Below are 14,394 nucleotides of genomic sequence, written 5' to 3' on the forward strand. Positions count from 1 at the left end.
CTACACGACCCGGCCGTTCGCTCCACACCTGTGTTGAGCGCGCTGCATGACGCCTCAGGTCGAGGCCTTTCTGGAAATGATGGCGGTCGAGCGCGACGCCTCGCCCCACACCCTGTCCGCCTATGGCCGCGACCTGACCGACGCCGAGGTCTGGCTGGGCGACGCGGGCGGCCTGATGGGCGCGTCTCAGGAAGCGGTTGAGGCCTGGTTCGCCGATTTGTCCCGGCGCGGCCTGTCGGCGGCCACGGCGGCGCGCAGACGGTCCTCCGTGCGTCAATTCTACCGCTTCGCCCTGGGCGAAGGCTGGCGCAGCGATGACCCGTCCCGCCGCATCGACGCGCCCAAGCAGGGCCGCAGCCTGCCCAAGACCCTCAGCCGCGACGAGATCGAGGCCCTGCTGACCGCCGCCGGGGCCGCCGACAGCGCGGCGGCCCTACGCCTCGTGGCCCTGGTCGAGATGGCCTACGCCTCGGGCCTGCGCGTTTCAGAACTGCTGGCGCTCAAGGTCGAGGCGGTGCGCCGCGATCCGGCCTATCTGATCGTGCGTGGCAAGGGCGGCAAGGAACGGCTGGCCCCCCTCAACGCCGCCGCCCGCCAAGCCATCAAGGCCTGGCTCGACGCCCGCGACGCCACGCACAAGCCCAACACGCCCGACAGCGCCTGGCTGTTTCCCTCGCACGGCAAGACCGGCCACCTGACGCCCCGCCGTTTCGCCCAACTGCTGGATCAAGCCGCCCTCGCGGCCGACATCGACCCCGCCCGCGTCAGCCCCCACGTGCTGCGCCACGCCTTCGCCACCCACCTGCTGGAAGGCGGCGCCGACCTGCGCGTCGTCCAGACCCTGCTGGGCCACGCCGACATCTCGACCACCCAGATTTACACCCACGTCGCCACCGACCGCCCAGCCCAGGTCGTCCATTCAAAACACCCCTTGGCGAAGGACGACTGAACCCCGCTTGCCCCACGGCGTTCACCGCTCTAGTTTCCGCCGCTTTCCGTAGCGCCAACCGCGCTTCTCCTCACGGACGCCTTATGGCCACGCACTACCTCGAATTCGAAAAGCCCATCGCCGAGCTGGAAGCCAAGATCGCGGAGCTGTCGCATCTGGCCCCGACCAGCGGCTCGTTCGAGACCGAGATCGCCGCCCTGCGCAAGAAGGCCGATGCCCTGCGGGTGAAGACCTACGCCAACCTTGACCCGTGGATGCGCACCCAGGTCGCGCGCCACCCGCAGCGTCCGCACTTGGTCGACTACATCGACGGCCTGTTCACTGACTTTGTGGAGTTGCACGGCGACCGTCAGTTCGGCGACGATCAAGCCATCCTCGGCGGTCTGGCCCGCTTCCGCGGCCAGCCGGTCGTGGTCATGGGCCACGAAAAGGGTCACGACACCCAGACCCGCATCACCCACAATTTCGGCATGGCCCGCCCCGAGGGCTATCGCAAGGCCGTCCGCCTGATGGACATGGCCGAGCAGTTCGGCTTGCCGGTCCTGACCTTCGTCGACACCGCCGGCGCCTATCCGGGCCTGGGCGCCGAGGAACGCGGCCAAGCCGAGGCCATCGCCCGTTCGACCGAGCGCGGCCTGACCCTGGGCGTTCCCTCCATCGCCACGGTGACGGGTGAAGGCGGTTCGGGCGGCGCCATCGCCATCGCCGCCGCCAGCCGTGTGCTGATGCTGGAGCACTCGATCTATTCGGTCATCTCGCCGGAGGGCGCGGCCGGCATCCTGTGGCGCGACGGCACCCGGGCCAAGGACGCCGCCATGGCCATGAAGATCACCGCCCCCGACCTGATGGCGATGAAAATCGTCGACCGCGTCATCCCCGAGCCCCTGGGCGGCGCCCACACCGCCCGCGATCAGGCCATCAAGTCAGTCGGCGACGTGCTGGAAGACGAGCTGAAGACCCTGTCCACGCTGTCCGCGGACCAGATCCGCAAGGCCCGCGCCGATCGCTTCTACGCCATCGGTCGTCTGAGCTGACCGCACGCATTGCATGGCGGCTCCGCGCCGCCGAAGCTGACGCCATGCGATTCGGTTCCTCGCCCCTTCTGCACGTCAGGGCCTCTTCATGCGTGGCATGAACGGGGTCGGCGAGTCGCTGCGCGAAAGCGCAGTGTTCAACTTCGCGGGCGCGGTGACCATGGTCATCGACGACTCGCCCTTCGCGCTGGAACTGACGGCCCAGGCCCTGCTGGGCTTCGGCATCAAGGTGCGCCACGCATGCGGCAGCGCGGCCGAGGCCATCGGCGTGCTGCGCGACCGGCCCGTCGACCTGATCCTGGTCGACTGCGAGATGCCGGGAATGAGCGGCTATGAGTTCGTGCGCTGGCTGCGCCGTTCGGGGCTGGAGCCCAACGCCTTCGCTCCCGTCATCATGACTGCGGCTCACGTTCGCCGCTCCAAGGTATCGGAGGCCCGCGACTGCGGCGCCAACTTCCTGATCACCAAGCCGTTCAGCGCCGGCGTTCTTCTGGAACGCATCGTCTGGGTCGCCCGCGACGCCCGCCCCTTCCTCGAGGTCGGCGACTATTTTGGCCCCGACCGCCGCTTCCGCTCGGGCTCCTGGGAGGGGGTCGAGCGTCGTGCCGAAGACCGCAAGGCTGAATTCGAAGCCCAACGCAGAGCGTCGATCGAGCTATGACCGTCATCACGCACAACCGCCGTCGCTCGCGCCTGTCGACCCTGATCGACCAACCCGGCGGCGTCAGCGCCGGCGTCGCCCTGGCCCAGGCCAAGGCCAATCTGGCCGAGATGGAAGCCCGCAGCCGCGCCGTCATCGAGGAGCAGGTCGCGGCGCTCGCGGCGCTTCAGCCCGCCGCCTCCACTGAAGAAGCCTCCCGCATTCTGGACCAGGCCTACGACCATTCCAGCGCCGTCATAGACGCCGCCGGTCCGTTTGAGCTGAAGGACCTGTGCGCCGCCGCCGCCAACCTGTGCGACCTGATCGACGCCGCGCCCGAGGACAGGCCGTTCGACTGGCGCATCGTCACCGTCCACGCCCAGGCCCTTCGCCTGCTTCTGACCCTTCCGGCCGAGGCTGCCGAGACCCGCGCCCAGGTTCTGGCCAGCCTCAAGGACGTACTGAAGGCCAAGATTCCGGGCGGACCTCAGTCCGACTGAACCTGGCTTTTCGCGCCGCGCGTCTGCTTGCGCCACAGGCTGGCGTATTCCCCGCCCTGACGCGCCACCAGTTCATGGTGCGCCCCGCGTTCGACAATCCGCCCGGCCTTGAGCACCAGAATCTGCTCCGCATCGGCAACGGTCGACAGGCGGTGCGCCACCACCAGGGTCGTCCGCCCCGCTCGCGCCTTTCGCAAGGTCTTCTGGATGGCGGCCTCGGTTCGGCTGTCCAGAGCGCTGGTGGCCTCGTCCAGGATCAGGATGCAGGGATCGGCCAGCAGGGCGCGGGCGATGCCGACGCGCTGACGCTCGCCGCCCGACAGCTTCAGTCCCCGTTCCCCGACCCGCGTCTCCATGCCCTCGGGCAGGTCGCGGATGAAGTCGGCCAGTTCCGCAGCCTCGGCCGCGGCCCAGATGGCCGTGTCGTCGGCGTCAGGACGTGCAAAGGCGACATTGGCGCGGATGCTGTCGTTGAACAGGGCCACGTCCTGCGGCACCAGGGCCACGGCCGCGCGTAGCGACGCCTGCGTCACCGACCGCGCATCATTACCGTCGATCAGGACGCGGCCTTCCTGCGGGTCGAGCAGGCGGAGGGCCAGCTTGACGATGGTGGACTTGCCCGCCCCCGACGGCCCCACCAGAGCCGTGGTCGTCCCGGCCGGCGTGACGAAGCTGACGTCGTCCAGACCCGCGGCGCGGGCGTCGTGACGGAAGCCGACGTGATCGAAAATGATTTCGGCCCCGCACCCGCTGGCGGGACGCGGCAAGGCGATGGCGTCGGGAGCATCGGCCACCTGCGGCGCCTGACGTGTTACCTTCAGCATCTCTTCCATGTCGATGAAAGACTGGCGAATTTCGCGATAGGCGAAGCCCAGGATGTTCAGCGGTGCATAGAGCGAGATCATGATCAGCACCGCCGCCGTCACGTCGCCCGGCCCCATCCGCCCCGCCGCCGCCTCGAACCCGGCCATGACGGCCATGACGCCCAAGCCCACGTTCATGATCAGGCCCTGGATCAGGTTCAGCGTCGCCAGGGAGGTGTTGGCCTTCAACGCCGCGTCCACATAGGTCGACAGCGACCGATCATAGGCCTCGGCCGCCCGCGTCTCGGCGCCGAACGACTTGACCGTCTCATAGTTCAGCAGGGCGTCGACCGAGAGGCCCGCCGCCTCGCTGTCGGCGGCGTTCATGGCGCGCCGGTGCTCCAGCCGCCAGTTGGCCATGGCGAAGGTCGCCACCGCATAGACGGCCACCACCCCGATCGCCACCGCACCGAAGCGCCAGTCGTACTTGCCGCTCAGAACCGCCGCCGCCAGCACCAGTTCAACCACGGTCGGGCCGAGGTTGAACACCAGAATCCGCAGCAGGAAATCCACAGCCCGCGAGCCGCGATCCATGGTCCGTGACAGGGCGCCAGAGCGCTTGGTCTGGTGGAAATCCAGCGACAGGCTCAGCGCGTGAGCAAAAGTCTCGGCCGCCGTCTTGCGCTGGGCCGCAGCCCGAACCGGCGCGAACACCACGTCCGACAGTTGCGGCGTCGCCGCCGACAGGAAGCGCACCAGGGCCCAGCCCACGGCGAAGGCCGCGAAGCCCCAACCCACGGCCGCCGCCGCCCCCTGCCCCGCCGCCAGATGGTTGACCGCCGCGCCCAGGATCAGGGGCGCCAGCACGCCCAGTCCCTTGCCCGCCAGCGTCAAACCGATGGCCCCGGCGATGCGCCACGGCAGTTGCGGCGCGCCCGAGCGGCCGACCACGCGCAACAGATCGGCCAACGCCTGCAGGGTCGGCGGAGCCTCCGGTTTCGCCTGTTTCTGGCCTGCAGCCATGGCCTTGACCGTAGAGTCGCCCCGTCGGCCGGATCGTTCACCGCGCATGGTCATGCTCCAGCATATGGGCCGCGCCTCGCCGGAGCGAAACCGACATTCAGTTCAGGCTCGTTATGGCTTCAAGCAGTTCATCGACGGCGCCCTCGGTCGTCGCCCAGGAGCAGACGAACCGCACCGAGCCGTCGTCGAACTGGTAGCAGGCCCAGCCTAGCGCATTGAGCCTTTGGTGCGCCTCGTCCGGCATCCGCACGAAGACGGCGTTGGACTCAACCGGATGCGCCAGCACGAAGGGCGAGCGCTCCTCGATGCCGTCGGCCAGACGCTGGGCCATCAGGTTGGCGTGGGCCGCCCCGGTCTCCCAGGCGCCCGATTCCAGCAGCCCGAGGATCGGCGCCGCCAGGAACCGCCCCTTGGACGCCATCTGCCCGGCCTGTTTCAGCCGGTTGTCGATCCGCCGCGTCAGGCTTTTGTTGAAGATGACCAGGGCCTCGGCGCAGTTCGCCCCCGCCTTGGCCCCGCCGAACACCAGAACGTCCACGCCCAGGCGCGGAATGTCCTTCAGGTCAAAGCCCGCGGCGACCGCATTGGCCAGCCGCGCCCCGTCCATGTGGACGCCCAGTCCCGCCTGTCTGGCCGGTTCGATCAGGTGGCGCAGTTCTTCCTCGGAATAGACGGCGCCGTATTCAGTGGCCTGGGTGACGCTGAGCGCCGCCGCCGGCTGGCGATGGCCGACCACGGGTTCCTCCAGCGCGGCGCGCAGGGCCAGACCCTCGATCTTGCCGGAATAGCCCGGCAGGCCGATCAGGCCGACGCCCTGGCCAAAGAAGCCCGGCGCGCCCGTCTCGTCGGTGCAGATGTGGGCCGCGTGATGCGTCAGCACCGCCTCATAGGGACGGGCCAGCATGGAGACGGCGATGGCGTTGGCCGCCGTGCCGCTGAAGACAAACCGCACCTCGGCGTCGGCGTCCACCCGCTGACGGATCAGCTCGGCGGCGCGCGCCGAGGTTTCATCCGCGCCATAGGCGCGCGCAAAGCCCCGATTGGCGTCGACCAGGGCGTTCAGGGCGGCCGGAGCCATGCCGGCGGTGTTGTCCGATCCAAAGTCGTAACGCACGGGATCAGTCCTTCTGAGCGGGGTCGCGGTACGGAATTTCGACCTGATGCGGGAACGGGATCTCGATCCCGGCGGCGTCCAGCGCCTCCTTGCCGGCCTGAATCAGATCCGACTGGGTCTGCCACCAGTCGGCGACCTTCACCCAGGCGTGCAGGGTGATCTCGACCGCACTGTCCCTCAGCGCGGTCACGCCGGTCCACGGCTCGGGATCGGTCAGAACGGCCTCATGCCTGGCAGCTACGCCAGCCAGCAGGGCGCAGGCGGATTTCAGGTTCTCGCCATAGCCGATGTTGAACTTGATCTCGATCCGGCGGGTCTTCTGGCCGGTCAGATTGACAATAACGTCGCTCAGGACCTTGGAGTTGGGGATGACGATCTTGTGGTTGTTGGCGTTCGACAGCTGGGTGGTGAACAGGTCCAGCTTCTGAACCGTGCCCGTGGCCCCGCCGACCTCGATCACCTCGCCCACGCGATAGGGCCGCAGCACCAGAAGCATGACCCCCGCCGCCACGTTCGACAGCGTGCCCTGCAAGGCCAGGCCGACCGCCAGGGAAGCGGCGCCCAGCACCGCGATGATCGAGGTCGTCTGCACGCCCAGCCGCTGCAGCACGGCGATCATGCCGATGATGATGACCACCACCCGCACGACCTGGGCGGCGAAACTCAATACGGTCGGATCGCGCCGGAAGGCCCGCATCCGCCCCAGCACCCGCCGCGTCACCCCCGACGCCCAGCGCGCGATGAACAGGGTGACGACGAAAATCAGCGCCGCGATCATCAGATTGATCGCCAGGTCGCCGGCCATGTCGACCAGTTTGGCCAGGAAGGCGGCGTCGGCGGTCAGCCGCTTCTCACCGTCGGCTACCGCCTGCGTCAGGGTTTCGGGTAAGGAAGACATGACCTTGGGTCTAGCGCCTGCACCCACGAATGGAAGCCCCGCCGGTCAGGCTTTTTCCTTAACGACGCGCGACGGGACCGGGAAAATCACAGGCCGTTCAAGGAGTCCCGGCGCCGCAAGGTGCCTGGATCAGGCCGCGGCTGCAGGCTCCTCGGCCGCCTCGACGGCCTGGCGCAGAGCAATACGCCCACCCGGAACCTGGACCATCAGCTCCGCGAGGCTGCGGAAATCGATCGGCTTGTTCAGGTAGGCGTCGGCCCCGGCGGCCAGACCCGCCTCATGGTCCTCGATTCGTGCGGAGGCCGAAAGGACGACGACGGGGGTATCGACGTTCACGCCCGTTCCTTCACGGATCAGGCGCGTCGCCGTCAGCCCGTCCATGACCGGCATATTCACATCCATGATGATCAGGTCGAACTGTTGGTTCATGGCGATATCGACCGCCAGTTGGCCGTTCTCGGCGGTGCTGGTGCGGTGCCCGGCCGAGCCCATCCAGGCCTCCAGAATCATGCGGTTGACCGGGTGATCCTCGACCACCAGCACATCCAGATGATCGCCGCCCTCGATATCGGCGTCGATGACCTCGGCCTCCTCGGCCTTGGCCCATTCAACCACTTCCCCTTCGATCGACAGGGTGAAGGTCGAGCCCTCGCCCAGACGCGAGGTCACGGTGATGTCGCCGCCCATGATATGCGCCATGCGCCGGGCGATGGTCAGGCCCAGCCCCGTGCCGCCGAACTTGCGCGTCGAGGAGTTGTCGACCTGGGTGAAAGGCTGGAACAGGCGCTCAAGATCCTCGCGCGAGATGCCCGAGCCGCTATCCGTGACCGAGAACTCGAAACCGACCCTGCGGTCCGAGATGCGGCGACCGCGCACCGTGTAGCGGATCTCGCCCTGATCGGTGAATTTGACGGCGTTGGACAGCAGGTTCTGAACCACCTGGCAGACCCGCAGCGGATCGCCGCGTACGACGGCCGGAATCTCGCCTTCCAGCGCGGTGACGAACGTCAGGCCCTTGGCCTCCGCCTGCGCTTCGAACGGTCCGGTTATGCGCCGCTGCAGGTCGTCGACCTGCACGTCCACGACGTCGAAATTCATCTTGCCGGCCTCGATCTTGGTCATATCGAGAATGTCGTTCAGCAGGCTCAGCAGGTTGTCGCCCGAATTGCGGATGATCGACAGATACTCTCGCTGCGTCCCTTCCAGCCGAGTGGCGCTCAACAACTGCGCTGCGCCCAGCACCCCGTTCATCGGCGTGCGAAGTTCATGCGAGATGACGCCCAGGAAGCTCGACTTGGCTTCATTGGCCGCGTCGGCCTTGTCGCGCGCGGCCTCCAGTTCCTCGATCAGATGGGACTGATGCTCCTGGAAGGCGCGGATACGATCCTCACGCAGGACCGTCATGGTGACGAGGACGAACAGGCTGGCCGCAATGAACGGCACCAGGGTCAGGAACGGCCAGAACAGCGGTCCGCCCATCAGGCTGACGGCGATGATCGCCGCCGCCAGACCATAGGGCGATGAAATCATGATCGCCTGACGCGGCGAGCTGCGAAGCTGGGCAAAGACCAGCACATAGCCCGACACCAGCAGGGCGATGGCCAGTTCATGGCCGAACTGGGCGTTCGAGAACCAGGCCAGAAGCGGCGCCACAGCCCAGACCGCCGTCGTCGCGGTCGCCACCACCGGGAAGAGCATTCCCCAGCCTGCGCCGACGCGCTGGCTGATGCGTTTTTCGACTTCGCCGCGCAGGGCGCCGGCAGCCAAGGTGGCGACGAACCATGCCATTCCGTGAACCAAGCCGACGGTCACGATCACGCCCAGAGCCCAGCTGACGATGATCAGATAGCGCAGATAGTGGGTTTGCAGGATCGCGGTCAGCGCCTGTGCGGCTTCTCCGGGCGCTTGCCCGTCCAGTCCCTTGATCCCGTCCCCCACCATTCGCACGCCCCCGCCATTGCAAATAAGTCAGGAGTGGACCCTAGATTGAAGGTTCTAAGACGAGATAAATACGTTTCTTTACGTATCGAAACGGCACAAATTCAAACGCCGCCGGCCTCTGTCGTCGTCATAGCGCGGACCGCCAGGGCGTGAACCGGCCCTGCCAGTTCATCCTTGAGGACGGCGTTGATCGCCCTTTGCCGCGCCACCCGCCCCTGCCCCTCGAAGGCGTCGGACACTATGGTCAGCTGGAAATGGCTTTCGCCGCCGTCCCTGGCGTCCATGCCGCCCTCATGATGGTGGCCCGCGTGTTTCCAACTGTCGTCCTCCAGTTCGATCCGCAGCGGAGCGAAGGCCACGGTCAGTTTTTCGCGGATAAGTGCCGCCACGGGGCCATCTGACATCGGTCGTTCCTTGAAGCTGTCCAATTCAGGCTTACACTTCGGGCGATGTCCGCGTCTTTTCAATATAAACCCCGCTTCACCGACATTCGGGTGAAGCCGCCCAAGCCTGACGAGGAACAGGCCGAGGCCGACGTCCTGCACCTGAAGGCGGGCGAGAAGCCGTGCCAGTGGCCCGACTGCAGCCGCCCCGCGACCGCCAAGGCGCCCAAGTCGCGCGAACAGCTGGCCGAGTTCTACGACTTCTGTCAGGCGCACGCGGGCCAGTACAACAAGGGCTGGAACTTCTACGCGGGCATGAGCGAGGGCGAGGTCCGCGCCGCCCAGGAAAACGAGGCCATGACCGGCGGCCGCCCGACCTGGGAGATGAAGGCCGGCAAGAACACCCGCGAGGCCGCCGCCTTCGCCGCCAAGATGGGCACGGCCAACACCGAAGGCGCCGGTTCATGGCGCGACAGCTTCGGCCTGTTCGGACGGCGCACTCGCGAGGCGGGACCCGCCACGGCGGAGGAGCACCGCATCGGCAAGATCGAGCGCGCCGCCCTGGCCGACCTCGACCTGACGCCCGGCGCGGACAAGGCGGCGATCAAGGCGCGCTATCATGAAATGCTGAAACGCTTCCACCCGGACACCAACGGCGGCGACCGCGGCGCCGAGGCCAAGCTTCAGCGCGTCATCAAGGCCTGGAAAACCTTGAAGAAGGCCGGTCACGCCTGAGCGAACGCAGCAGACCGCCAGGCCTGGGCGCTCCGTCGATGCGCGTCACCACGCTCTCGGCGGCTCCGTCCCAGATTTCCGCGAATACGCTGCCTGCGTTTTCGTCCCGCATCATGCGGCGCGTTTCACAGACCGCTTCGGGCAGACTGTCCGCGTCCAGCGCGAACATCAGCGGCGTGCCCTCGGGCGCATCATAGACGTAGCAAAAGAACTGCGCATTCATATGCATAGCCTCTTCCCCGACGGAAGTGATGGCTAAACTATTAACGCCCCCTTGCGGATTACACGAATCACAGAACCGTTGTTTCTGAACGACTGAGACCCATATCCGTCTCCTTGGATCGCCAAAGGAGTCGCCCTCATGGAAGTCTTGTACCGCGCCCACGCCACAGCATCGGGAGGCGGCCGCGACGAGGGCCGCTCAGCCACTGACGACGGTAAGATCGACGTCCGCCTGTCCGTTCCAACTGAAATGGGCGGCAAGGGCGGCGGCGGGACCAACCCCGAACAGCTCTTCGCCACCGGCTACGCCGCCTGCTACCTGGGCGCCCTGCGGCTGGTTTCCGGCAAGGCGGGGACGCCAGTCGGCCCGGACACGAAAGTCGAGGCCGGCGTCGGCTTCGGCAAGAATACGCGCGGCGAAGGCTTCAACCTGGACGTCACGCTCAAGGTCACCGACCACGGCCTCGATCAGGCCGTCATCGACGACCTTATCCACAAGGCGCATCAGGTCTGCCCCTACTCCAACGCCACGCGCGGCAACATCGATGTGGCCCTGTCGGCGGAATAACCGTCCAGTTTCCTCGCGCGCGTGTTGAGCCGCGCGCGCGAGGGCACTAGATGGGAGCCATGACCTCACCCCTCGACGCCTCGCCCGATCCCCTGGTCACGCTGGAACCGCACCGCAAGGTGACGGTCAGGGAGGCGTTTGGCGTCGATTCCGACATGGTCGTGCCCGCCTTCGACACACGCGACAGTCATGTGCCCGAGATCGACGAGAGCTACCGCTTCGATCCGCAGACCACGCTGGCCATCTGCGCCGGCTTCGCCTTCGACCGCCGCGTCATGGTTCAGGGCTATCACGGCACCGGCAAGTCGACCCACATCGAGCAGGTCGCCGCCCGCCTGAACTGGCCGCTGGTCCGCGTGAACCTGGACAGCCACATCAGCCGCATCGACCTGATCGGCAAGGACGCCATCGTCCTGAAGGAAGGCAAGCAGATCACCGAGTTCCGCGAGGGCATCCTGCCCTGGTCGCTGCAACGCCCGGTCGCCCTGGTCTTCGACGAATACGACGCCGGCCGTCCCGACGTCATGTTCGTGATCCAGCGCGTGCTCGAGGCGCAAGGCCGCCTGACCCTGCTGGACCAGAACCGCGTCATCCGCCCGAACCGCTGGTTCCGCCTGTTCTCGACCACAAACACCATCGGCCTGGGCGACACTTCGGGCCTGTATCACGGCACCCAGCAGATCAACCAGGGTCAGATGGACCGCTGGAACATCGTCACGACGCTGAACTATCTTGACCACGACGTCGAAGCCGAGATCGTCGCCGCCAAGATTCCCGAATGGAACGACGCCGAGGGCAAGCGCCGCATCGCCGCCATGGTCCGCGTCGCCGACATGACCCGCAACGCCTTCATGAACGGCGACATCTCGACCGTCATGTCGCCGCGCACGGTCATCACCTGGGCCCAGAACGCCATCATCTTCGGCGGCGACCTGGCCCTGTCCTTCCGCCTGACCTTCCTGAACAAGTGCGACGAGTTGGAACGCCCCACCATCGCCGAGTTCTACCAGCGCGCCTTCGGCGAGGACCTGCCGGAAGCCGCCACGCGGGTGAAGGTGGGCTAACCCTTACGTACTACGAGCAATCTGGTCAGGTGAACTTCCCCCTTCGGAGTGAGCGTCCACCACGTCCGGCCTTGCTCACCAACTTCCAACATCAACAGCCCGCGCTGCTTGAATTGGAACAAGATGACCTCCAAGAACCGTGAAACAACCTTAACTTGCGTGTTCGGGGCAGCAATTCCCATACGCTCCTTAAGATAGTCCGACACGTCCTTTTCGAAATCAAAACGGCCCGAATACCCCTTAGATAACCTAACATTGTACATCTTAGGTCCAATGGTAGCGAATATTTCGTCCCAAGTTACTCTACAATTCGCTTCAAATCGTTCTCCTGACAACGTGTATCGAACCGGAACATCTACTTCGTCATCCCCTCCCGCCAAAAGTTCAGGCTGAATATCATCCTCCTGGAGGACCGATTGACGAATTAGCACGCGAGCTTCTTCCAGCTCTTCCTCTAGGCGCCCCATGTTATTTTGGCTTTGCTCTAAGGACGATCTCAAACTTTCTAGTGCTTGAAAATCCCCCAGCGATTTTGCTTGGTCAGCTCTTACCCATCCCGTGCGAGGATAGCTTGTGGTTGCGTGGATGATCGCCTTAGAGGCCAAAAGACCCAGCTCTTCGACTGACGCCCACCTTCTCAAGTGTCGTTCGGAAATTTTTCCATGGAACGCGGCCAATCGATGCCGCAAATCTGGATCGTCATCCCGCTGCTTTTCCGGTCTATCGAAGGGGTGCTTAGCCAGAAAGCCTATGATCGGCACACCCAGCTCTACCGCCAAGTCGAACTCGCGCTCCGTGTAGCTTCTTCCGTCGGCTCCGCACGATCCGTAACGCCCCGCCGACAAAACAATATAGTAGTCCGATTGTGCGATCGCGCGTTTGATGATTTCCCACGGCGTCTCATCGGCGGCCGGAAATACTTCCATCCCAACCGGGATGTGCCCCATCTCGAGTACCGCTTCGATAACTTGTTGTCGCTCTCGGCGAAGATCCTCAAATGTTGAACTGAGGAAAAACTGATACCTAACGTCCGCCATTTAACCGCCCTCCGCAATCTTCAGTTAGATAACTGAAATAGTCTAACCGTCCAATTCCGGTCTGGACTGCCTATCCTGCCAACTTCTCTCGGCCATAGTCACGGCCGGCTTGAACGCCGGGATCATAAGCCGGGAATAGGCGAGCGGTATTATCTAGTAGATATTGCTACAGCCTCAGTCGCGCCCGTTCTTTTGCTGCAGTCGATCCCGCGCCGCATTGACCCTTGCGGCCAGCCCTTCGGTCCCACCCTGATCGGGATGGGCGCGAGCCATCAGGCGGCGCCAAGCCGCCTGCACAGCTTCCGGCGTCGCATCGGCGGACACGCCCAGAATGGCCCGCGCCTCGGCTTCCGAAAGGCGCTCAGCCCCCGGCGCACGCGGCGGCACAGTGCGAACCCGCGACTGCACCGCCAGCCACAGCCCTGCCCCCGCCAGCCCGATCGCCGCCAGCCAGACCCCGCGTGAGGCAGCCAGAACCGCCCCTGCGAACAGGGCGCTGCTGAGGATCGTCGCAGAGATGCGCCAGTGGCCGCGCCGGGCGCGCTCGGTCTGGCGGCCCAGCCGGACCAGCGCCCAGACCGCCACGGCGGCCAGCGCCAGCCAGATCAGACCCATGCGACGATCAGGCCGCGGCCGCGTCCAGCGGAGCCAGCGATCCGCCCGCTGCGTCGTCCAGACCCATGGCCTGCATCAGATTGCGCATCTCCTGACGCGCGGCGACGTGGGCCAGGGACACCGACACCGGGCGGATGTCGTTCGACAGGTCGGCGACGGTCAGGCCGAAGGGGAAGAGCTCGCGATAGATGACCCGGTCGCGCAGGCCCGGTCCGACGCGGAAGCCGACCCGCTTGGCCAGTTTCATCATCCGCTCTTCCAGACGGCGACGGTTGCGGGCCTCAGCCACGGCCAGACGGTTGGTGACGACGATCCAGTCGATCGTCACCTGACGGCCCTCGGTGATGGCGCGATGCTTGCGCGCCTCCCAGACACTCTCGGAATAGATGGAGGGCTTCTTCAGCTCCAGCGTCACCGGATCGACCTCGCCCAGCAGGTCGAAGTCGACGAAGCTGTCGTTCATCGGGGTGACGATCTGATCAGCGCGGGCATGGGCGGCGCGCGACAGGGCGGTGTCGCCGCCGGGCGTGTCGATCAGGATGATATCGGCGAGCCCTTGCGCCTCGGCGTAGGCGGCCTCGAAGCGCGCCAGTTGCTCGGCCTCGTCGGCCTTGGCCAGAGCCTTGCCGTCGCCCATGTCCGGCACGATCGGCAGCGGCAGGTCGTGACCGTTGGCCGCCGTCCAGGCCGCGCGGTTCGAGAAGAAGCGCTCCATCGACCGCTGACGCAGGTCCAGATCGATGATGGCGACCTTCTTGCCCGCGTGCAGCAGGCCGGTGACGATGTGAATGGCCAGGGTGGACTTGCCCGCCCCGCCCTTTTCATTGCCGATGACGATGACCTGAGGCTGCGCCATGTTGGACCCCGA

Annotated in this window: 16 protein-coding genes; 7 read left to right on the plus strand and 9 right to left on the minus strand. The window is 66.0% G+C overall.

The features are described 5' to 3' along the window. Positions 1–46 precede the first annotated feature (46 nt). The 4 genes from ACREEF_RS01470 (at position 47) to ACREEF_RS01485 (ending at position 3,123) form a co-directional block, all read left to right on the plus strand. The gene (locus tag ACREEF_RS01470) at positions 47–949 is read left to right on the plus strand and encodes a site-specific tyrosine recombinase XerD (RefSeq protein ID WP_431563839.1); all 903 of its coding nucleotides are present in this window, start codon (positions 47–49) and stop codon (positions 947–949) included. Between the two features lie 83 nt (positions 950–1,032). Beyond that, positions 1,033–1,983, plus strand: coding sequence for an acetyl-CoA carboxylase carboxyltransferase subunit alpha (locus tag ACREEF_RS01475; protein ID WP_431563840.1), 951 nt, complete (start codon positions 1,033–1,035; stop codon positions 1,981–1,983). Between the two features lie 88 nt (positions 1,984–2,071). Further along, on the plus strand, positions 2,072–2,644 hold the full coding sequence (locus ACREEF_RS01480) for a response regulator (RefSeq protein ID WP_431563841.1): 573 nt from the start codon (positions 2,072–2,074) through the stop codon (positions 2,642–2,644). Then, entirely contained in the window at positions 2,641–3,123 is a 483-nt protein-coding gene (locus tag ACREEF_RS01485; RefSeq protein WP_431563842.1) for a chemotaxis protein CheE, read from the plus strand. The genes ACREEF_RS01480 and ACREEF_RS01485 overlap by 4 nt, the downstream gene beginning before the upstream one ends. Here ACREEF_RS01485 and ACREEF_RS01490 read toward each other — a convergent pair. The 5 genes from ACREEF_RS01490 to ACREEF_RS01510 form a co-directional block, all read right to left on the minus strand. Next, on the minus strand, positions 3,111–4,997 hold the full coding sequence (locus ACREEF_RS01490; RefSeq protein WP_431563843.1) for an ABCB family ABC transporter ATP-binding protein/permease: 1,887 nt from the start codon (positions 4,995–4,997) through the stop codon (positions 3,111–3,113). The two genes, ACREEF_RS01485 and ACREEF_RS01490, sit on opposite strands and share 13 nt — an antisense overlap. A gap of 49 nt (positions 4,998–5,046) precedes the next feature. Then, positions 5,047–6,063, minus strand: a complete 1,017-nt coding sequence (locus tag ACREEF_RS01495; protein WP_431563844.1) for a threonine aldolase family protein — start codon at positions 6,061–6,063, stop codon at positions 5,047–5,049. Between the two features lie 4 nt (positions 6,064–6,067). Beyond that, positions 6,068–6,961 carry a mechanosensitive ion channel family protein gene (locus ACREEF_RS01500; RefSeq protein WP_431563845.1) on the minus strand — a complete coding sequence of 298 codons (894 nt, stop codon included), beginning with the start codon at positions 6,959–6,961 and terminating at the stop codon, positions 6,068–6,070. A gap of 129 nt (positions 6,962–7,090) precedes the next feature. Further along, on the minus strand, positions 7,091–8,902 hold the full coding sequence (locus ACREEF_RS01505) for an ATP-binding protein (protein WP_431563846.1): 1,812 nt from the start codon (positions 8,900–8,902) through the stop codon (positions 7,091–7,093). Between the two features lie 101 nt (positions 8,903–9,003). After that, on the minus strand, positions 9,004–9,306 hold the full coding sequence (locus ACREEF_RS01510) for a BolA family protein (RefSeq protein WP_431563847.1): 303 nt from the start codon (positions 9,304–9,306) through the stop codon (positions 9,004–9,006). 45 nt (positions 9,307–9,351) lie between these two features. On the opposite strand from ACREEF_RS01510, the gene ACREEF_RS01515 reads away from it, so the two are divergent. Continuing rightward, on the plus strand, positions 9,352–10,020 hold the full coding sequence (locus ACREEF_RS01515) for a J domain-containing protein (protein WP_431563848.1): 669 nt from the start codon (positions 9,352–9,354) through the stop codon (positions 10,018–10,020). Here the strand turns inward: ACREEF_RS01515 and ACREEF_RS01520 are convergent. Beyond that, on the minus strand, positions 9,980–10,243 hold the full coding sequence (locus ACREEF_RS01520; protein ID WP_431563849.1) for a hypothetical protein: 264 nt from the start codon (positions 10,241–10,243) through the stop codon (positions 9,980–9,982). The genes ACREEF_RS01515 and ACREEF_RS01520 overlap by 41 nt on opposite strands. A gap of 138 nt (positions 10,244–10,381) precedes the next feature. Here ACREEF_RS01520 and ACREEF_RS01525 point away from each other — a divergent pair, with 138 nt between their 5' ends. Together ACREEF_RS01525 and cobS are read left to right on the plus strand one after the other, a co-directional pair. Beyond that, a complete protein-coding gene (locus tag ACREEF_RS01525; protein ID WP_431563850.1) occupies positions 10,382–10,810 on the plus strand; it encodes an organic hydroperoxide resistance protein in 429 nt (142 codons plus the stop codon). A gap of 59 nt (positions 10,811–10,869) precedes the next feature. Further along, positions 10,870–11,874, plus strand: a complete 1,005-nt coding sequence (gene cobS / locus ACREEF_RS01530) for a cobaltochelatase subunit CobS (RefSeq protein WP_431563851.1) — start codon at positions 10,870–10,872, stop codon at positions 11,872–11,874. Here the strand turns inward: cobS and ACREEF_RS01535 are convergent. The 3 genes from ACREEF_RS01535 to ACREEF_RS01545 all read right to left on the minus strand — a co-directional run bounded on the left by ACREEF_RS01535 (position 11,871) and on the right by ACREEF_RS01545 (position 14,382). Beyond that, complete coding sequence (locus ACREEF_RS01535; protein ID WP_431563852.1) at positions 11,871–12,911, minus strand: DUF4062 domain-containing protein; 1,041 nt, start codon at positions 12,909–12,911, stop codon at positions 11,871–11,873. The genes cobS and ACREEF_RS01535 overlap by 4 nt on opposite strands. Before the next feature lie 174 nt (positions 12,912–13,085). Continuing rightward, positions 13,086–13,526: a molecular chaperone DnaJ gene (locus tag ACREEF_RS01540; protein ID WP_431563853.1), complete on the minus strand. Its 441-nt coding sequence runs from the start codon at positions 13,524–13,526 to the stop codon at positions 13,086–13,088. 7 nt (positions 13,527–13,533) lie between these two features. Then, positions 13,534–14,382 carry a division plane positioning ATPase MipZ gene (locus ACREEF_RS01545; protein ID WP_431563854.1) on the minus strand — a complete coding sequence of 283 codons (849 nt, stop codon included), beginning with the start codon at positions 14,380–14,382 and terminating at the stop codon, positions 13,534–13,536. Positions 14,383–14,394: the final 12 nt, after the last annotated feature.

The organism is Brevundimonas sp. (assembly GCF_050729455.1).
Lineage (GTDB): Bacteria > Pseudomonadota > Alphaproteobacteria > Caulobacterales > Caulobacteraceae > Brevundimonas.